General features: G+C 51.7%; 18 protein-coding genes. 5 read left to right on the plus strand and 13 right to left on the minus strand.

Annotated elements, in window-relative coordinates; translation table 11 throughout:
* Window positions 1–78: 78 nt before the first annotated feature.
* Window positions 79–1,104: a LacI family DNA-binding transcriptional regulator gene (locus tag DFP95_RS11505; protein ID WP_115992764.1), complete on the plus strand. Its 1,026-nt coding sequence runs from the start codon at window positions 79–81 to the stop codon at window positions 1,102–1,104.
* 414 nt (window positions 1,105–1,518) lie between these two features.
* Here DFP95_RS11505 and DFP95_RS11510 read toward each other — a convergent pair whose 3' ends face one another.
* From DFP95_RS11510 to DFP95_RS11530, 5 genes are all read right to left on the minus strand, one after another.
* Window positions 1,519–1,917 carry a DUF2500 domain-containing protein gene (locus DFP95_RS11510; RefSeq protein ID WP_115992765.1) on the minus strand — a complete coding sequence of 133 codons (399 nt, stop codon included), beginning with the start codon at window positions 1,915–1,917 and terminating at the stop codon, window positions 1,519–1,521.
* A gap of 177 nt (window positions 1,918–2,094) precedes the next feature.
* A complete protein-coding gene (locus DFP95_RS11515) occupies window positions 2,095–2,847 on the minus strand; it encodes an AAA family ATPase (RefSeq protein ID WP_115992766.1) in 753 nt (250 codons plus the stop codon).
* 140 nt (window positions 2,848–2,987) lie between these two features.
* Window positions 2,988–3,563, minus strand: a complete 576-nt coding sequence (locus tag DFP95_RS11520; protein WP_115992767.1) for a nitroreductase family protein — start codon at window positions 3,561–3,563, stop codon at window positions 2,988–2,990.
* A 42-nt stretch (window positions 3,564–3,605) separates the two neighbouring features.
* On the minus strand, window positions 3,606–5,522 hold the full coding sequence (locus tag DFP95_RS11525) for an ABC transporter ATP-binding protein (protein ID WP_115992768.1): 1,917 nt from the start codon (window positions 5,520–5,522) through the stop codon (window positions 3,606–3,608).
* On the minus strand, window positions 5,519–7,258 hold the full coding sequence (locus DFP95_RS11530) for an ABC transporter ATP-binding protein (protein ID WP_115992769.1): 1,740 nt from the start codon (window positions 7,256–7,258) through the stop codon (window positions 5,519–5,521). The genes DFP95_RS11525 and DFP95_RS11530 overlap by 4 nt, the downstream gene beginning before the upstream one ends.
* 188 nt (window positions 7,259–7,446) lie before the next feature.
* Between DFP95_RS11530 and DFP95_RS11535 the strand changes: the two genes are divergently transcribed.
* Window positions 7,447–8,370, plus strand: coding sequence for a helix-turn-helix transcriptional regulator (locus DFP95_RS11535; protein WP_245987564.1), 924 nt, complete (start codon window positions 7,447–7,449; stop codon window positions 8,368–8,370).
* Between the two features lie 77 nt (window positions 8,371–8,447).
* On the opposite strand, the gene DFP95_RS11540 is transcribed toward DFP95_RS11535, so the two are convergent.
* From DFP95_RS11540 to DFP95_RS11555, 4 genes are all read right to left on the minus strand, one after another.
* Window positions 8,448–8,741 carry a DUF3817 domain-containing protein gene (locus DFP95_RS11540; protein WP_115992770.1) on the minus strand — a complete coding sequence of 98 codons (294 nt, stop codon included), beginning with the start codon at window positions 8,739–8,741 and terminating at the stop codon, window positions 8,448–8,450.
* A gap of 96 nt (window positions 8,742–8,837) precedes the next feature.
* The gene (locus DFP95_RS11545; protein WP_245987565.1) at window positions 8,838–9,518 is read right to left on the minus strand and encodes a DNA alkylation repair protein; all 681 of its coding nucleotides are present in this window, start codon (window positions 9,516–9,518) and stop codon (window positions 8,838–8,840) included.
* 33 nt (window positions 9,519–9,551) lie between these two features.
* Window positions 9,552–10,508 (minus strand): RluA family pseudouridine synthase, encoded by a 957-nt coding sequence (locus DFP95_RS11550; protein ID WP_115992771.1) that lies wholly within the window; start codon window positions 10,506–10,508, stop codon window positions 9,552–9,554.
* 6 nt (window positions 10,509–10,514) lie between these two features.
* Window positions 10,515–11,432 (minus strand): ArsR/SmtB family transcription factor, encoded by a 918-nt coding sequence (locus DFP95_RS11555; protein WP_115992772.1) that lies wholly within the window; start codon window positions 11,430–11,432, stop codon window positions 10,515–10,517.
* A gap of 181 nt (window positions 11,433–11,613) precedes the next feature.
* Between DFP95_RS11555 and arfA the strand changes: the two genes are divergently transcribed.
* Window positions 11,614–13,125 (plus strand): arabinosylfuranosidase ArfA, encoded by a 1,512-nt coding sequence (gene arfA, locus DFP95_RS11560; RefSeq protein WP_115992773.1) that lies wholly within the window; start codon window positions 11,614–11,616, stop codon window positions 13,123–13,125.
* A 151-nt stretch (window positions 13,126–13,276) separates the two neighbouring features.
* The gene (locus DFP95_RS11565) at window positions 13,277–13,597 is read left to right on the plus strand and encodes a hypothetical protein (protein ID WP_115992774.1); all 321 of its coding nucleotides are present in this window, start codon (window positions 13,277–13,279) and stop codon (window positions 13,595–13,597) included.
* 98 nt (window positions 13,598–13,695) lie between these two features.
* On the opposite strand, the gene DFP95_RS11570 is transcribed toward DFP95_RS11565, so the two are convergent.
* The 4 genes from DFP95_RS11570 to DFP95_RS11585 all read right to left on the minus strand — a co-directional run bounded on the left by DFP95_RS11570 (window position 13,696) and on the right by DFP95_RS11585 (window position 17,910).
* Window positions 13,696–14,511: a pyruvate, water dikinase regulatory protein gene (locus DFP95_RS11570; protein ID WP_115992775.1), complete on the minus strand. Its 816-nt coding sequence runs from the start codon at window positions 14,509–14,511 to the stop codon at window positions 13,696–13,698.
* 11 nt (window positions 14,512–14,522) lie between these two features.
* Complete coding sequence (locus DFP95_RS11575; RefSeq protein WP_115992776.1) at window positions 14,523–15,170, minus strand: helix-turn-helix transcriptional regulator; 648 nt, start codon at window positions 15,168–15,170, stop codon at window positions 14,523–14,525.
* A gap of 205 nt (window positions 15,171–15,375) precedes the next feature.
* Entirely contained in the window at window positions 15,376–16,884 is a 1,509-nt protein-coding gene (gene melA, locus DFP95_RS11580; protein ID WP_115992777.1) for an alpha-glucosidase/alpha-galactosidase, read from the minus strand.
* Window positions 16,885–17,016: 132 nt separating this feature from the next.
* Window positions 17,017–17,910 (minus strand): AraC family transcriptional regulator, encoded by an 894-nt coding sequence (locus DFP95_RS11585; RefSeq protein ID WP_115992778.1) that lies wholly within the window; start codon window positions 17,908–17,910, stop codon window positions 17,017–17,019.
* Between the two features lie 202 nt (window positions 17,911–18,112).
* On the opposite strand from DFP95_RS11585, the gene add reads away from it, so the two are divergent.
* On the plus strand, window positions 18,113–19,162 hold the full coding sequence (gene add, locus DFP95_RS11590) for an adenosine deaminase (RefSeq protein ID WP_115992779.1): 1,050 nt from the start codon (window positions 18,113–18,115) through the stop codon (window positions 19,160–19,162).
* The last annotated feature ends 100 nt before the right edge of the window (window positions 19,163–19,262 follow it).

Raw genomic sequence — 19,262 nt, forward strand, 5'->3', positions numbered from 1 at the left:
ATTATCAGGGTAAGCGCTTGCTGTCAATTCTTTAATTTTGTAAGATAAGTACAGATATTGACGAGAAGGAGCGCACTTATGGTTACGATATACGATATTGCGGCCAAAGCAGGTGTCTCCGCGATGACAGTTTCAAGGGTTATCAATAACACGGGCAAAATAAGCGATAAGACGCGCACGAAAGTACGCCGAGTGATGGAGGAGCTGAACTACGTTCCCAACCACATGGCCCGAAGCTTAGTGCTTCAGCAGAGCAACTTGTTGTTCTTGTTGATTACGGATATTACCAACCCCTTCTACACCACGTTAGCGCGCGGCGCGGAGGACGCGGCCAAGAAGCACGGCTATCGCCTCCTGTTCGGCAACTCGGACGAGAACGTGGAGAAGGAAAAGGATTACGTAGATACGATATTGGCGACCAGGGCGGATGGCGTATTGGTCGCGCCTGCGGGCGATCCGTCATTGCCGCATCTGGAGACGCTTCGCAAGCATCGGGTTCCATTCGTGCTGCTCGACCGGGAAGTGCCGGGGATGGACAGCGACGTCGTGCTCGGAGACAGCAAGGAAGGCGCGCGCAAGCTTGTAGACCATTTATCGGCGCAGGGACATAGAAGGATCGCCTTGATTAATGGTTCCCCCTACATTTCCAGCGCAAGGCTTCGGCTCGAAGGCTACAAGGAAGCTCTCAAGCTCAACGATCTCGTATACGACGAGAATTACGTACTCGAAACAGCCTTCGAACCCCGAAGCGATTTATCGGAGATCGAAAGCTGGCTGGATCGGATGAAGCCCTTGCCGTCGGCGATCGTCGCGGGCAACAACGTGCTCGCCGTCGAGGTCATACGCACCCTGCACGGTCGTGGCATTCAAGTACCGCAACAGATGTCGCTCGTCTGCTTCGACGACCTCGGTCCTTACTCCGAGATCGATCCGTTCCTGACTGTCATCGCCCAACAGGCTTACCAATTCGGCTATCTTGGCATGCAAATGCTCGTCGAGCGCATCCAACAACGCGGAGAATCCGGACTTCCCTGGAAAAAAATCGTTCTCCCCGCCGACATGATCATCCGTCGCTCGGTCGCTGCGATTTCCGCTCCAAAGTAGATTCGATTCGGTTGGTTGCGAGGAGTTTGGAGCCTCGTACTATCTCCGCTCTCTACAGTCGAATCGAAAGGAGATAGTGCTCGTTACTGTAGCCATACTTTTTGTGGTTGTGAGGAGTTCGGTGTTTGGTGTGTCCGCTGTAGCCATACTTTTTGTGGTTGCGAGGCGTTTGGAGCTCGGTTCGTTCGGTGTAGTAATACTATTTGTGGTTGTGAGGAGTATGGAGGCTATTTGTTACTCTCAGCCCACTTTCCGATTAATAACTCGGCCAGACCGGGTTATTAATCGGAGTAGTCGTAATTTTTGTGGTTGCACTGAGTTTGGAGCTTGGTTTGTGCGCTGTAGCCATACTTTATATGGTTGCGAGGTGTTTGCGCCCTGTTTGGGAAGTGAATTGTACATCCCATCATCCTCTCAGGATTGCTTGGGTATGTACGCTCCCTCCCTTTCAAAATCCACGATCCAGTCGCCCTTAGTGGCGGCGTAACCCGCGTCTCCCTCGACGACGAGACCGAATAGGTTTTTTACGTCCAGATACTCTTTGCGCGTCCCGTTGTCGAACTCCAACGTTATATAATAATAAGTTCTGGACGAGTGACCCTCATGATGACGGGCGTTGTTCCGGACATCCATCCGCTTGGCTACGACTCGCGCATGCACGGATTCACGCGGAGCGCTAGCGTTCTGGGCATATCTTACCCCCCTGAAGATTAAGCTTCCGATAACGACGATGAATACGATACCGATAAAAATCGGGACAATCGTAAACAAGATTCCGACGCCTCCGCCAATAGGCGGTCCGTTTCCGAACATGGTTGTTCCTCCTTATCGCTTAACTGCTTTTTAATCCGGCCCGCGAATGTCGCAGTTGTCGAACTAACTTCCATTTATTTAACGCATCCTACCCGCAAATGTCGCAATTATCGATCGAACTTATTTTGCGAATTCACGCAACCCGCCAACGAATATCCAATTAGAGCGACCGATTCTTCAATCCTCGAACAATTCCTTAAGCATTCTTTCCTTATCGTTCAGGAACCGCTTCATGATCGCGTAATGGTCGGTTTCCTCCAACGTCGTCGTTTGGATACCCTCCGGCGTCATTTCGTACATGATCGAGTCGGGATAAGCCATCAATATCGGTGAATGAGTAGCGATGATGAATTGTGAATCCCTCCCGACAAGCTGGTGGATCCTGGCGAGCATGGACATTTGTCGGAGCGGCGATAAGGCTGCCTCAGGCTCGTCCAGAATGTAGAGACCTTGCCCTCCGAATCGATGTATGAACGTGGCGAAGAACGATTCTCCGTGAGATTGCTCGTGCAGCGATTTTCCTCCATACGAGGAAATGATCGACGATCCGCCTAAGGGATCGCGATCCATCTCTTCGATGCTGGTAGCCAGATTATAGTAGCTTTCCGCACGAAAAAAGAACCCGTCGCGCGCTTTGCGCACGCCTCTTATCAAACGTATGAACTCGTGCAGATTAGAGTGGGTAGCTTCGGTAGAGAACGTAAAGTTTTTGGTGCCGCCTTCCGGATTGAATCCCCAGGCAACGGCAATCGATTCCATCAAAGTCGATTTTCCCATGCCGTTCTCGCCGATTATGTAAGTCACTTTCGGATGAAGCTCCAGCTTGCCGAGCTCCCGAACCGCCGCTAGATTAAACGGATAACGATCAAAATCCGGAACCCTCGACCGATCCAGCTCGATTGCCCGCAAAAAAGTTTCGTGTAGGTACATCGCTCGCTCTCCCCCCGAATCCACTCAACAGAGCTTCTCTTAGCAAGTATAATAGTACTCCCTTCGGAAAATCCAGCAAGTGTATCGCTCGAAAAAAAGAGCCAACCCGCAAAATCATGCAGGCTGACCCATTTTTAATTCTAGCTTTCCAGCCAGACGGTTTTTTCGGTTCCCGGCGTCCGTTTGCCTACCGGCGAAGGCATGTCGGGATAGCCGATGAAAATAAGGCCGACGACTTGCTCGCTGCCCGCGAACCCGAGCGCTTCCTTCATCTTCGTGTGATACGCGGGATCGCCCGTGCGCCATACCGCCCCAAGCCCGCTTGCATGCGCCATCAGAAGCAAGTTCTGCACGGCGGCATGCGCGGCCGCGAGTTCCTCGGCCGGATTCGCGCGCGGCTCCGACGACGGAACGCACACCGCCGCGATGACGACAGGGGAGCGGAACGCTTTGGCTACTTCTTTCTCCAGCCGCAACGCCAGCTCTTCCTCGCTTAATCCTTGAATCGTTTCCGCAGCGATATCCGCGTAAGCTTGACCGAGAACGCGTCTGCCTTCCCCGGTCATCACGACGAATTTCCAAGGCTCCGTACCGAAATGATTCGGTGCCCAAACCGCCGCTTCGATTAAGCTTTCTACGACTTCCTTCGGAACCGGATCGCTTTTCACCTTGCCGATGCTGCGCCGTCCCCGAATGATCTCCTCCAAAGTACCCATGAACATCCTCTTTCCCGCTGCTGATTTCCCGTCTTGTCTTGCTTAAACTACGCTCTGTTGCATACCGCCGCCGACGAATTGGCTGTTGTATAGATCCGCGTAGAATCCGCCCTGCGACAGCAACTCCTCGTGCGTGCCTTTCTCTACGACGCTTCCGTGATTCATGACGAGGATCAAATCCGCGTCCCGGATCGTGGATAATCGATGCGCAATGACGAAGCTCGTTCTGTCCTGCATCAGCTCGTGCATCGCCTTCTGGATATAGATCTCCGTCCGCGTGTCGACGCTGCTCGTCGCTTCGTCCAGAATCAGGATGGCGGGATCGGCCAATATCGCCCGAGCGATCGTCAACAATTGCTTCTGGCCTTGCGACAGATTGGATGCCTCTTCATTTAACACCGTATCGTAGCCCTCGGGCAAGGTCCGAATGAAATGATCCGCGTGAGCGGCTCTTGCGGCTTCGATGATTTCCGCCTCGGTCGTTCCTACACGTCCATATGCAATGTTGTCGCGAATCGTGCCGTTGAACAGCCAAGTATCTTGAAGAACCATTCCGAACAGGCTGCGAAGGTTGCCCCTTTTCATACGGGTAATGTCGGTGCCGTCGATCGTAATGCTGCCCTCGTTGACTTCGTAAAATCTCATGAGCAGGTTGACCAAGGTCGTTTTCCCCGCACCCGTCGGTCCGACGATCGCCACCATTTGCCCGCTTTTCACTTCGATGTCCATATTCTCGATCAGCATCGCGTCTTCCTTGTAGCCGAAGCTCACTCCGCGCAACGCGACGTCGCCTTTAGGCGCCGCAAGCTTGACGTCGGAGCCGCCAGCCGCTTCCGGAATTTCTTCTTCCTCGTCCAACAATTCGAATACGCGCTCGGCCGACGCGATCGTCGATTGAATGATGTTGGCGATATTCGCCGTTTGCACGAGCGGCATGGAAAATTGGCGAGCGTATTGAATGAATGCCTGAATGTTACCGATCGATATGTTGCCGTTCGTAACCATGATTCCGCCGACTACGCTTATGAACACGTATCCGATGTTGCTGACCATGCTCATCAGGGGCATGATGTTCCCCGAGACGAACTGGGCTTTCCAACCGGATTCGTATAACCGTTCGTTGATCGTGTCGAATTTCTCTACGGATATATTTTCTTGCCCGTAAGCCTTGACGATCTTATGGCCTGAAAACATTTCCTCGACATGCCCGTTCAATTTCCCCAATTCCATCTGTTGGGCTTTGAAGTGCTTCTGGGAGCGCCCCGCGGCTCCCTTGATGACGATCATGGAGAGCGGGAGCGTCAACAGCAGAATCAACGTCAACCAAGGGCTGATCGTCAGCATCATGATAATGACGCCTAATATCGTGATGACCGACGTAATCAATTGGGTTAAACTCTGCTGCAGCGTATTGCTGATATTATCGACGTCGTTAACCGCCCGGCTCAGAATTTCGCCATGGGTCTTGCTGTCGAAGTATTTGAGCGGTAGCTTGCCCAGCTTCGCGTTAACTTCGTTGCGCAATCCGTACACCGTTTTCTGCGCGACGCCGGCCATTAGGAAACCTTGGATATAGCTGAAAATAGAACTCACTACGTATAATCCCGCCAGGAAAACGACGATCTGCCAAATACCCGGAAGATCGAAGCTCGCGTTCGGGTCGCCGTTTAATCTGCCCATCATGCCGGCGAACAGCTTCGTCGTCGCTTCGCCTAATATTTTAGGACTGAATATCGCGAAAGCCGTGCTGAGTATCGCCGTCACGAGCACGGCCAGAAGCTTGATCCGCTGCGGCCGCAAATACCCCATCAGCCTACGTAATGTACCTTTGAAATTTTTGGCCTTCTGCACGGGCATGCCCATGCCGCCCATACCGCCCATTCCTCCGCCCATCGGACCTCTTCCGGGACCGCCCGGAGCCGGGCCTTTCGCCATGTTCCCGCCACGTTGCTCGCTCATGCGATTTCCTCCTCGGACAGCTGCGAAGATACGATCTCGCGATACACGTCGCAGCTAGCCATTAACTCGCGATGATTCCCGTTGCCTACGATACGGCCTTCATCCAATACCAGAATACGGTCCGCGTCCATGACCGTGCTTACCCGTTGCGCTACGATGATGACGGTCGCTTCCGTCGTTTCGCCCTTCAACGCCGCCCTTAGCTTGGCGTCGGTCTTGAAATCGAGCGCGGAGAAGCTATCGTCGAACAGATAAATCTGCGGCTTCCTTACGAGAGCTCTGGCGATCGACAAGCGCTGCTTCTGACCCCCGGATAGATTAGAGCCGCCTTGCGAAATCGGAGCTTCGTATCTTTCAGGCAAATCCTCGATAAACTCGCTGGCTTGAGCGGTCTCCGATGCTCTCTTGACCTCGGCGTCGGTCGCGTCCGTCTTGCCGTACCGGATATTATCGGACACCGTGCCGGTGAACAATAATGCCTTCTGCGGCACTAAACCGATTTGCGAGCGAAGCTGTTCGATCGATAGCTCGCGAATATCGGTACCGTCGATCCGTACCGCTCCTTCCTCGATATCGTAGAATCTAGGAACGAGGCTTATCAACGTCGATTTACCCGATCCGGTACCTCCGATGATCGCGGTAACTTCGCCGGGCGAAGCTTGGAAGGAAATGCCGGAGATCGCCGGATTTTCCGCGCCGGGATAACGGAACGAAACGTTATCGAATTCGACTAATCCGCGAACGCTCCGGCTATCGCTCTTAGCCGCTCCGTCTTTGCGCTTTTCCTCGATGACGGGTACCGTGTTCAGCACTTCGTTAACCCGAACGGCGGATGCGGAGGCGCGCGGTACCATTACGAACATCATCGACACCATCAGAAGCGAGAACATGATTTGCATCGCGTACTGCAAGAAGGCCATTAAGTCTCCGACCTGCATATGTCCGCTGCTTACCCTTAAACCGCCGAACCAAATGATCGCGATCGATGAAAAATTGAGAATAAGCATCATCATAGGCATCATGAACGCCATGATCTGATTGACTTTGATCGCTGTTTGAGTTAAATCCCCGTTAGCGTCCGCGAAACGTACCGTCTCATGCTCGAAGCGGTTGAACGAACGGATAACCCTAATGCCGGTCAGTCCTTCGCGCAGCACCAAATTTAGTTTGTCGATCTTCTTCTGCATGACTCTGAAGTACGGAATACCTTTGCTTGCGATCAGGAAAATCGTCAAAGCAAGGATAGGAATGGCGCCAACGAAAACGAGAGATAGGTGCGAGTCCTTCGAAATCGCCATAATCAGACCTCCGACGCACATCATCGGCGCGGCGACCATCAGGCGCATCATCATGATAAGCACCTGCTGGACTTGGGTAATATCGTTAGTCGTTCGAGTTATTAGCGACGCCGTTCCGATCTTATCGAATTCCTGCAGCGAGAAATTCTCGACGTGACGGAACGTCTTGCTGCGAACGTCGCGTCCGAATCCGGCCGCAACGCGCGAAGAGAGATAGCTGGCCGCAATCGATACGACCGTCCCTACTGCCGTTACCGCTAGCATGAAACCGCCGATTTTCCAAATGTATGGAATATCGCCCTTCACGACGCCATCGTTAATGATGTCTGCCATCAAGGTCGGAAGATATAGCTCGCTCAAAGACTGCATCAGGATAAGTGCCATAACTGCCGCGACCGCCCATCGATATGGGCCGAGAAATCGAAAAAGCTTAATCATCGTTCATCATCTCCGTAATAGTGGATTGTGTCAGCTGAACTTCATATGTAAAAATTATTATATGTTTCGATTATGAACGCAATATGAACGAAAAACAAATGCTAGATAAAATTTAACCCTGACATTAAGTTGTCAGGGTTAATCGCTTATTCTAATATAGAAAGAAAGTTCGCGGTCGACTAAGGAGGATGAAGCGCTTGAAGCTGGATCGGCTGCTCGCGATTACGATGGCATTGCTGAATCAAACCCGCGTTAGCGCGACGGAGCTGGCGGAGCGGTTCGAGGTTTCCCTTCGAACGATTTACCGGGATATGGAATCGATCAACCTGGCCGGAATACCGATCATATCGTTTCCGGGCTCCGACGGCGGCTACGAAATTCTGTCCGGATACCGCGTCGACAAGCAAATTCTGTCCATCGACGATTTCTCTTCCATTTGCGGCGCGTTGCGCGGGGCGAAAACCGCCACGAACAACGCGGATATCGACGGCCTGCTGGAGCGAATCGGCGCCTTGATGCCGAACAAACCGGGGTCGTTCGATTCATCCGTCTCGCTGGACTTTTCCCCGTCCCCTAGCGATAAAGAAAAGATCAAGCCTCTTCATCAGGCTATCAAGGAGCTTCGCTTGGTCCGATTCGAATATTGGGATTTCAAAGGCAAGGAAAGCTTGCGAACGATCGAGCCTATGGGGCTCTTCCTTAAAGGATACGCATGGTATATATACGGTTACTGCTTGGACAGGAACGACTTTCGCGTGTTCAGGTTATCCAGAATGGCCGATCCCGTCGTATTGGCGGAGAAGTTCGTCCGACGGGATTACACGTTGCAAGACGTCGAGCGGCAGTTCATGAGCAAAGCGGATTTCAACAGAGTCGGCGCGACGCTGCGCTTCGATCCCGCGATCCGAACGAGGGTTAGGGACGAATTCGGATTCGACAAGCTTACGATAAATGCCGACGGAACTATCGATGTCGAGGCCAAATACTCCTCAAAGGAGCGAGCTATCCAGAATATCCTTAGCTACGGCGTCAACGTCCAAGTGCTAGAACCTCCGGAAATACAAGAGGAATTGCGGATTATCGTGACCGAAATGCTGTCGCATTATAGTTGATGAGCGGCCGATATACCCATTGGGATATAACAACAAACGACCGTCTTATCGGATAGAATCTCCGATAAGACGGTCGTTTAGTCGTGATTATAACGCAACTTGCGATCGACGTATAACGGACCAAAAGGAAGAAACGCGGCGAGAACGGCCAGCAACGTCATGCCGATCGAGATCTTCCTGACGATAACGGCATTCAGAATGGCCAGCAAATACAATGAAAACAAAGCTCCGTGAACGATTCCGACGATCGTGACGGGTTCCGGAATATCGGCGGCATATTTAAGCGGCATCGCGATCAACAGCAATACCAAGAAGGAGATAGCTTCGAACGTTCCGATAAAACGCAACCGTCCCAATGCGGTACTTAACATAGCCCTGTCCCCCGATATGACCCATTTCCTCCATCATATCAAACGACAGGCAAGTTATTCCATGAACAAGTTGTGACTTTTCAAATTAGATTAGCTTCACCTCGAGACGTATTTCAGCGCCTCCCTTTCGCTCAATGGCGATAATCGGCTTACGGCTACGAATTCCCGAACGGACTGTTCATCGGTTTTCGAATATTCGCGAAGCGCCCAGCCTATAGCCTTGCGAATGAAAAACTCCTTTTCGTCCTTGCAACGGCTAATGTAATCGAACAAACGACCGACATCCGTTTGTTGCTTGTATCTCAGCTGATACAGAATAGCCGTCCTGCGAAGCCATAAATCGTCGGAATTAATCCATCGTTCCGTATATTCGGGAATGAGATCCGGATGTCGGGCCAGATGATCGCCCATCGTGTGCGATGCCAAATAATCGACGGTATCCCACCAAGACTTAGTCGTTATCAAGCTTTCGAATACGTCGATATCCGTTTTTTTCGCTTTTTTGGCATGTTTCTCGAGAAAGGCCATCCCTACGTTCTGGAATTCGCGTTCGGGCAATAGCCATAGCTGCCGCACGACGTCGAGCAGTTCGTTTCCTACCGGTATTCCGTGCTTCGCCCAGAATTCCTTGGTTAACCGCGTTCGTTCGGGCGTTTTTAATCCAAGGAAGGGATATTGGTTGCGCATGTAATCTTCCATCGGTTTAGCCTTGCTTCGGTCCTCGTACCGCCTGAACCATTCCGCTAGTTCCGCCGTGTACTCCGCCGTATCCGCCACTCGAAATCAACTCCTATAGAAGTTCGGAACATTTTAGAAATTCGGGTTAAGCCCCACCTGATCGGCGACGGTGCGCATGAGCGAGGGCAGCGGAGCCTTGAATTCCCTGCCGTCCGCAAGAATGATTCGCCATGCGTGAAGCAGCTGATAATTAACGTCCCCGAATCTCTTGCCTCCATACTTAATATCCCCAAGCAACGAATGTCCAATATCTTGGAAATGTGTTCTGATCTGATGCGTACGACCGCTTATTAATTCGACTTCGACCAAGGAGTACGAGCTCCCGGTCTGCAATACCCGGTACCGCGTTTCCGCGGACTTGATTTGTTCGGCTCCGCCATGACGAGCGACGTCGGTTTTCTCTCCGACCACGTGCGTGCGGTTTTGTTTCTCGTCGCGTATCAGATCACCGGATAAAATCCCTTCGCCGGTCAACCGTCCCTCCACGATCGTCACGTAATATTTTTGAAGCTCGTGCTTCTGAATCCATTGGTTCAATTGGTGCAGCATTCCCGCCGTCTTACCGACTAGGATGATGCCGCTCGTATTGCGGTCCAACCGATTTGCCGTAGCCGGCATGAACAAGGGGCTATCCAACTCGCCCTTGCGATACAGGTAAGCATGCACCCGATTGACCAGCGTATCCTTCTGATCCGCCTGATCGGGGTGCGTCAACATACCCGCCGGCTTGTTCACGACCATAAGCTCTGCATCCTCGTGCAGGACGTCGATATTGGCGTTAACGCCGACGTATTTCGTTTTCTTCTGTCCGATGCTCGCCTCTTGATAGGCAGCCTCTTCCACGTATATCGTTAATTCGTCGCCTGAGACGATCTCGTAGTTCTGGTTCTTCCGTTTGCCGTTCACTTTCACTTTCCCTGAATCGATCATTTTGTAGATTTGCCCTAATGGGATGTTCGGCATCAGATTTCTCAGATATCTATGTAATCTCTTGCCGCCCTCGGACGGAGTAACTTTGCGATTGATCATGATTGATTATCTCCTCTGGCTGTAATACAAACGGATTTGAATGTCTTGATTGTAATTTCCGAAGCCCGTGCCGTATAAAGTCATACCGCCGACATGAACGGCGTCGTCCTCGACCGCGAACCGAAGCGTCCAGAAATGCTTTTCCAGCCGCAGTTCCTCCAACGTCGTGTCCGAGATTTGCTGTCCGTCCATATACGTCCCGGTTTTGTTTACCCGCAACACTTTCCACAAGCCGTATTGGTTAACGTGGGTCGTCCACCATTCCGGCGTGAATCTCCCCCGGGTATGGCCTCCGAAATCTCCCGGGCTCGTCCATTCCCCCAACCGCACTTCATTCAAATAGAAGCGGATGTCCGATGGCCAATGGTCATTCGCTCCCGGCGCTTCCGATGCGATCTCGAATGAAATTTCCAATTCGTCCGGGCGTTGGCTCGGAAGCAAATAATTCGGCATTTTATATTCGACGTAACCTTTGCCCAGCCATAGAATCGCGGCGTTAACCCTCTCCGGATCTAGAAAATACCTGGGATCGTCGAACTGCCCTATCAGCTTCTCGCGCGTTGCCAATCCGCAAGTCGGATGCGCTTCGAAGGAGGTATAATGTCCGACCGGAATATTCTGTTCGTAAAATAATCTTTCCTCCGCTTCCGCGTGAGGCAGCGTAATTTCGACGCTCGTCTCGGCCAAAGAGCATATTTTGTGCGTGCCCCCCTGCTTGCGAACCATCTTCGTATCGATTAATCCCGCCAGTTCGAGCTTGCGAACGTGCATCGTAAGAATCGCGCTGCTTAGTGCCAGCCGTTCTGCGATTTCCTTGAGATTCATCTGCTTCTCTGCCAGCAGCTCCAGTATCCGCAAACGAACTTCGCTTGCCAGCGCTTCGTATAGCGGTAGCCATTTGCGATCCGTATTCGCTCTAATCACGGGAATCCCCTTTCTCCGAACGGTTCCTTTGATTAAATTAATATATATATAAATCCTGAGAAAATCAAATCTATTCGGGAAATTTGCTGTTGCAAACCAGCTCTCCTTCCTGTTTAATAAGAGTTGAAGAATTGATTTTATTTATTGAATAATAAATTTATTAATCCAAGGAGAGATAACTATGTCGCATCAAGCCAAAATGATCGTAGACAAGGATTTCGTTATTTCCGCCATCGACGATCGCCTGTACGGTTCGTTCATCGAGCATCTTGGAAGGGCGGTTTACGGGGGCATTTACGAGCCCGGACATCCTTCGGCCGACGAGCGAGGTTTCCGCAAAGACGTCTTGAGCTTGATCCAAGATCTGCGCGTCCCCATCATCCGTTATCCGGGCGGCAACTTCGTATCCGGCTACGATTGGAAGGACGGGGTTGGCCCGATAGATCAACGCCCAAACCGTTTGGAGTTGGCTTGGAGAACGATCGAGCCGAACAAGTTCGGGATGAACGAGTTCGTGGAGTGGTCCCGTAAGGCAGGTACCGATGTCATGTGGGCGATCAATCTCGGCACGCATGGCGTTGACGAAGCCCGCAACGTTGTAGAATACGCGAATCATTCCTCCGGGTCCTACTGGAGCGATCTGAGGATCAGCCACGGATATGCGCAACCGCACGCGATCAAGACCTGGTGTCTTGGCAACGAGATGGACGGCCCTTGGCAAATCGGAAGTAAAACGGCAGTCGAATATGGCAGGATAGCATGCGAATCGGCGAAGGTCATGAAGTGGGTAGACCCGACGATAGAATTGGTTGCTTGCGGAAGTTCCGGCCGACAGATGGCATCCTATCCCGAATGGGAAGCTACCGTGCTGGACCATACTTACGAGCACGTAGAATTTCTTTCTTTGCATAGTTATTACGGCAACCACGAGAAGGATACGGCCACTTTCCTCGGACGTTCTCTGGAGATGGAAGACTTCATCAAGAGCGTAACGGCCACCTGCGACTACATCAAGGCCAAGAAGAGAAGCAAGAAAACGATGTACCTCTCCTTCGACGAATGGAACGTCTGGTTTCATTCCAACGATGCGGACAAAAAAATCGAGCCTTGGCAAATCGCTCCTCCCCAGCTTGAGGACCATTATACGATGGAGGACGCTCTTGTCGTCGGATGTCTCTTGATCGCGCTGCTGAAACACTCGGATCGCGTTCGAATGGCATGCTTAGCCCAACTGGTCAACGTAATCGCACCGATTATGACCGAGAACGGCGGACAGGCATGGGCCCAAACGATATACTTCCCGTATATGCACGCTTCCGTGTACGGACGCGGACAAGCGCTCGTTCCGCTCGTGCAATCGCCTAAATACGATACGAAAGAAATCACGGACATCCCTTTCCTGGAATCGATAGCGGTCTACAATGAAGATGCGGGAGAGGTAACCGTATTCGCCGTAAATCGCGATCTGAAGGGCTCCCTTCCGTTGGAAGTCGATCTTCGAAGCTTCGGCGGGAGTTGTCGGATCATCGAGCATCTCGTCCTCGAGAACGAAGATTTGCTGACAAGCAATACGAGCGCCTCGCCGAATCGCGTTAAGCCCCATACCGGGGGCAATGCCGTTGCCGACGGTTCGAAGATCAACTCGACGCTCGGCAAAGCGTCTTGGAACGTCATTCGTATTAGTCTTCTATAAAATAAATAGCCCTCGTGGATATTACGAATCCATGAGGGCTACTTATTTGTCATTTATTATAATTTTTTTAGGAATGTTACCCAAAACGAAAAAAGTTATGTTATACTGAAAGCGCTACCAAAGCACCATCATTCTAAGGGGGATTGGAACGATGAATGTAGCGCTGCAGGAGAAAAATGTGTACGAGGATTTCGAGCCGCGTCAGGACACGTTGTTCTTCAAAGTCGGAGCTCAAGGATTAATCAGCTTTCACGGACGGAATTATAACATTAAAAAAAGACTATCCGCCGATGAGAGAAATAAACTGCTAACGGATTCCGCGACTTTCTTCAAAGTCTCTTCGGATTGTTACGTTAACGTGAGAAATATATCCATAATGGGCGAACATCATATTTTCTTCGGGGATACGTCCAAACGGTTGTCCTGCTCTCAACGGAAACAACAGATGATCCGCCAGATGCTGGATATGTAATTCCGCGAACAAACAAAGCCTGAGTGAACCGGGGGAATACTCCCTTGGTTGACCCAGGCTTTGTTTGTTCGGAACGGTATATAAGGCGGAGAAAAATATTAGTATCTCGGAGCCAATAGCTCCATGATAAGTCCGGCCGTCTCTTCGATCGCCTTCTCCGACACGTCGATAATCGGGCATTTCAACTTATGCATGATATCCGAAGCGAATTGTAATTCCTTCTCTATACGATCCATGGAGGCATAATTGGCTTGGCTCGGGAGCCCCAATGCCTTCAGCCGCTCCGTGCGGATCTTCAGAAGCCTTTCGGTCTGCATCGTCAATCCGACCACAAGCCTATTCGAAACCGCGAATAGCTCCTGCGGCGGCTTGACCTCGATCGTCAGCGGATAGTTGGCCGTCTTGATTCCTTTATGAGCCAAGTAGATGCTGAGCGGCGTTTTCGATGTCCGCGAAACTCCCACGAGCACCACTTGAGCCTGGAGTAGTCCCCTGGCGTCTTTGCCGTCGTCGTATTTGACGGCGAACTCGATCGCTTCGATCTTGCGATAGTAGCTTTCGTCCATCTCGTGCAGAAGTCCGGGCTTGTATTTTGGAGAATCGTTAAACGTATCGATAAAGGCTTGCATCATCGGTCCCATGACGTCTACCGCGCGAACGCCCAACCGGATCGTCTCATCCCGCATCGTCTCCCGCAGCTCGGGTTGGACGAGAGTATAGGCGATAAAACCGCCGACTTGCAAAGCCTCCTGAATAATCGATCTAATCTCTTCCTCGTGCTTAATATTGCCGTACCTTTTGATTTTGACCTGCTCGGTCGCGAACTGACGAGCCGTCGCTCTCGCTACCGCTTCGGCTGTTTCTCCGACGGCGTCCGAACAGACGAAAATCATTTTCTGCCGTTGCTCCGACATCCCTTCTCCCCCTACTCAGCTATAAACCCCGAGGTCACATCCACCAACGCTTGCGTCATATTCGTCTTCGTAATGCGCCCGACGACTTCCAAGCGGTTGCGTTCGCCTTGAGAAAACGCCTGTACGACGGGCAACCCGCCTACTTGATGGTCCAACATTCGCTTGGCGGCTTCCAGCACGGAATCTTCCGGAGAGACGAATGCCAGACGCGGCACTCTCGTCATCACCATGCTGATCGGAATGGTCGCCGCATTGGCATTTCCTAGCGTTACTTTCAGCAGATCCTTCAACGAAACCATGCCCGTTAGAGCTCCTATCTCGTCCGTTACCGTCAAGAAACCCGTGTTCTCTACGAATAAGGAAATAACCGCGTCGTTAACCGTCGCACTCTCCGAGATCACGACGGGCCGGTTCATGACGTCCTTGACCTTCAAGTTCATGAACCTCTCGCTCTGGCGGCCTTCCGTCGTCATGACTTTACCTAGGAAATACCCGACTTTAGGCTTGGCATCTATATAGCCCAGCATCACTAACACGGATAAGTCCGACCTGATGGTCGGACGGCTGATGCCCAGAGCCTCGGCGATTTGCTCGCCGGTAATAGGCGCGTGTTTCTTGACGAGCTCGATAATCGTTAACTGTCTAACCGTGAGTTCGATACCCTCTCACCCCTCTTATCCCCTGTAGCCTTCCTACTTAGGATCCTGTCCTCCTAGCGTCCAAGCTTTTCCACCCTAATTATGGTATACCACAAAGCTATATATGACACAACAATAAGCATATTACTTTTATATGGCGTCATAATTAGACAAATAAAAGGACAGCCGATAGCGCTGCCCTCAAGTTTATATTAGAAACGTACCGTTAGTGGTTCGCACCTGCTCGTTCTTTGCCTTTGTCCGATTCGCCGGCGTTCTTGTTGGCGGCATCGCGGTCAAGCTGCATCTCTTCTACGGATTTTACCTTCAAGCGCGCCGCGCCGCGATAACCTTCGTTAGTCGGAATGAGGTTACCGGCAGCCAGTCGTCCTTTGGCTTCGGCAATCGAATCTCCGTATTGCGGCAACCACTTCTCTTGCGCGACGAGCATCTCGTCGACCATCTGCCAGATTTCCTTCGGATTGCAAACCGCTCCGACCAGCGGATCCATCATGAACGCTTGACGAAGAAGCTGATCGTCTCCGTGGATGGCAGCCTCGACCGCCAAACGCTGGACGGAGATGCTAACGTTGCATACGGCTGCCGGACCGAGGGGCAGCTTACCGACCAGCGGCATGGAAATCCCGTTACGGTCCACGTATCCCGGAGCCTCGATAATCGCATCCTCGGGCAGGTTGGCGATGACGTCGTTATTCCTCACGTTGAAATGTCCGCGGTATACCCGACCCGTCTCCAGCCCTTCGATGATGTAAGAGCCATGTTCTTCCCCGCGCTCTTCCGGCGCGTATTTCATGGCGGGCTCCTTCATCCAGTTGGGGAAGTCCGTCTCGAACCAATTGCGGCCTTCCGTGCACACGCGCAAATAACCGCCCGTCTCTCCGTTGATCCAACTGCCGAGGTCGATCCATTGCTCGATCTCGTCCGGACGTTTCCGATACCAGGGCACGTATTCGCTCAGATGGCCATTCGATTCCGTGCTATAGTATCCGAATCTTCGCAGCATGTCGATCCGAACCTTCTCCGTGCGGCTGAAATCCGGATGCTTCTCGAACGCTTCCAGCAATTTCCCGGTCAGATCCTCGCCGTCGTGGCGAATCTGGATGTACCAGGTCTGATGGTTGATACCGGCGCAGATGATGTCGACGTCTTTCTTCTCTAAGCCGAACGCATCCGCGATCTGCCGATGTCCGCCTTGCACGCCGTGACAGAGTCCGATCGTCCGCACTCCGCCGTATTGATTGCAAGCCCAAGTGAGCATGGCCATCGGGTTGGCGTAATTCAGAAGCAGTACGTCTTCGGACGCCACCTCGCGAATATCTTTGCAAATATTCATCATTTCCGAGATGCCCCGCTGGCCGTACATAATGCCTCCCGCGGACAATGTATCGCCGACGCATTGGTCGACCCCGTACTTAAGCGGAATATCCACATCCGTAGCGAACGCCTCCAGACCGCCGACGCGAATCGTGCAGAATACGTATTTCGCTCCCGCCAACGCTTTCCTTCGATCCGTCGTCGCTTCGATGCGGATTCCGAGACCGTTCTCGCTAATATCCCTCTGGCATAGCTTCGTAACCATCTCCAGGTTATCCGGATTAATGTCCGTAAAAGAAACCTCGATGTCCTTAAATTCGGGAACGCTCAGCATATCCCGCAGTAATCCGCGGGTGAAGCCGATACTTCCCGCTCCAATAAACGCGATCTTAAACGCCACGATTATCGCCCTCCAGCTCGTTTTTCAATTGAATACGGTATTTGTTCAATTGTAACAAGCCCTAATAAGAAAGCGTTATCGTAATTCTGACCTCCTTGCATCCAATGTGTCAGAAATTCTCACTTCCTAATCTTACACGCCTTGAGCATTCATCGAATTGCGATACTCGATCGGAGTTAGTTCCGTATGCTTCTTGAACAAAGCATGGAAATATTGTCGGCTGCCCGTTCCCACGTATTCGGAAATATCCGCAACGGGAATATCGGTATGCAGGAGCAGCATTTTCGCCTTCTCCATTCTAATTGCGGTTAAATATTCCATGAGGGTTTGGCCGGTTTGCGATTTGAATATCCTTTGCAAATAACCGGGGTGAAGATTAACGAACGCGGCGATGTCTTTCACGAGTATGTTCCGGTCATAGTTCTGATGCAAGAAGTTCACGCTTTGTTTCACGTAGTGATCGGTTTGCTGCCAGCCGTTATTCTCGGCGTCCCGTCTTATGCGGCTAATCCGGATCAACAGCTGGGTGAGCAGCATGCGATCCAACAAACCTCCGTCTCCTCCTCTTCCGTCCAGCTCCAGGACCAAGCTTTTCAAAGTATGGTAGACTTCGTCCGGGTCCCGCAACTTCAAGTAAGCTGCAGGAGCGGAGACCATGGCGCGCAGCGTTTCCTCTTCTTCGCATACTTGTTTAATGGAAGGAAATCCTCCCTCGTGCACGGCAAATCCGAACTCGACGTTAAGCATTCGACACTTATTGTCCACGTAAAGCCGATGAGGCACGTTCGCATCCAGGAGAATGAACTCGCCCTTGTTGAGCTTGACTGCCTGACGCAATCCCGTCCCATCGTCTCCCCAGCTCCATTCCACTTGGCATTCTCCCTGGATCACGTACATGATCTCCGTGGAATCATGCTGATGAAACGGCATTTGATACCCGTCCCATTGCTTATAATAATAGGCGGAAACCCTTGGCGAATAGTTCGCTTCCAATAGATCCGCATCGAAAATGCTTCCGTTGCCCATCGTAACCTCCGCGCGATTCGCCTTCGCGAAATGTTTCTGACTCTCTCTTCAATATGGACAATAATGATTTCCCAGTCAATGCGAACGAGGAGACAAATTTATACGTAACGCATATATGACGCAGTATTATCCACGCTTCATTATCTTCGTATATTGTGTTATATTATTTAACATTATATTTACAAGAGGGAGTGTTCTTAAGATGGATAAGTTGAACCTATTATCGGAGATGCCGAAGGTAGATCTGCATGTGCATCTCGACGGCTGCATCAAACCCGCCACCTTGCTTAGGCTAGCCGATCGTCAAGGCGTTCTCCTCCCGTCCAACGATCTATCCGATTTGCAAACCTACGTACAGGTAGGAGAAGATTGCACGAACCTGACCGAGTACTTAACCAAATTCGATTTCGTCCTTCCCTTCCTGCAAACGGGCGAAGCATTGGAGCAAGTCGCGTTCGAAGTCGTGGAACAAGCCGCCGAGCACCGGATTAAATATATCGAAGTCCGCTTCGCCCCTCAGTTGCATAGAAAAGAAGGACTGTCCGCCGCGCAAGCCATTCAACACGTAATCGCGGGATTGAATCGCGGAGAGACGCAATATGGCGTCAAAGCGCGCACGATCGCCATTTGCATGCGAAACCATCCGCTCGCGGATAATGTGGAAGTTATCGAGGCCGCATCCCTCTTCATCGGAAACGGGCTTGTCGCGGTGGATCTCGCGGGAGACGAAACGAACTTTCCCGCATCGTTGTTTCGCGAAGTGTTCCAACTCGCGCAATCATTCGGCATACCCGTCACCATTCACGCAGGGGAAGCAGCGGGACCGGACAACATCGAAGAGGCGGTGCTTCACCTTGGAGCGAGCCGCATCGGACATGGCGTTCGGCTTAAGGAGAGCGACAGCGTAATGAGCCTCATTCGGGAGCAACGGATTCCGCTCGAATTATGTCCGACGAGCAATATCCAGACTAAGGCCGTTAACGGGTGGGACGTTTACCCGATCAGGGAATATTACGATCAAGGAATTCTGTTTACCGTCAACACGGATAACCCCGGCGTTTCCGGAACGGATATTACGAAGGAATACCGTCTGCTGACAGAAAAATTCGGATTCACTTTACCCGAGATTTCGACGCTGATCTTAAACGGCGTCGAAGCATCGTTCTTGAATCCTCTCGAGAAAGCCGATATGAAACGCGACTTCGAACAGATATTCACGCAGCTCGGGGTATACGATTCCACGAAACACTAAACCCTAATAGCGCCGCCCCGCTTAGAGCACAGCCTCCTATCGCGTGGCGGTGCTCTATTTTGCATGCCCCCGATGGAATTGACTATAATTGTGCAAGAGG

Source organism: Cohnella lupini, assembly GCF_003386205.1.
GTDB classification, from domain to species: domain Bacteria; phylum Bacillota; class Bacilli; order Paenibacillales; family Paenibacillaceae; genus Cohnella; species Cohnella lupini.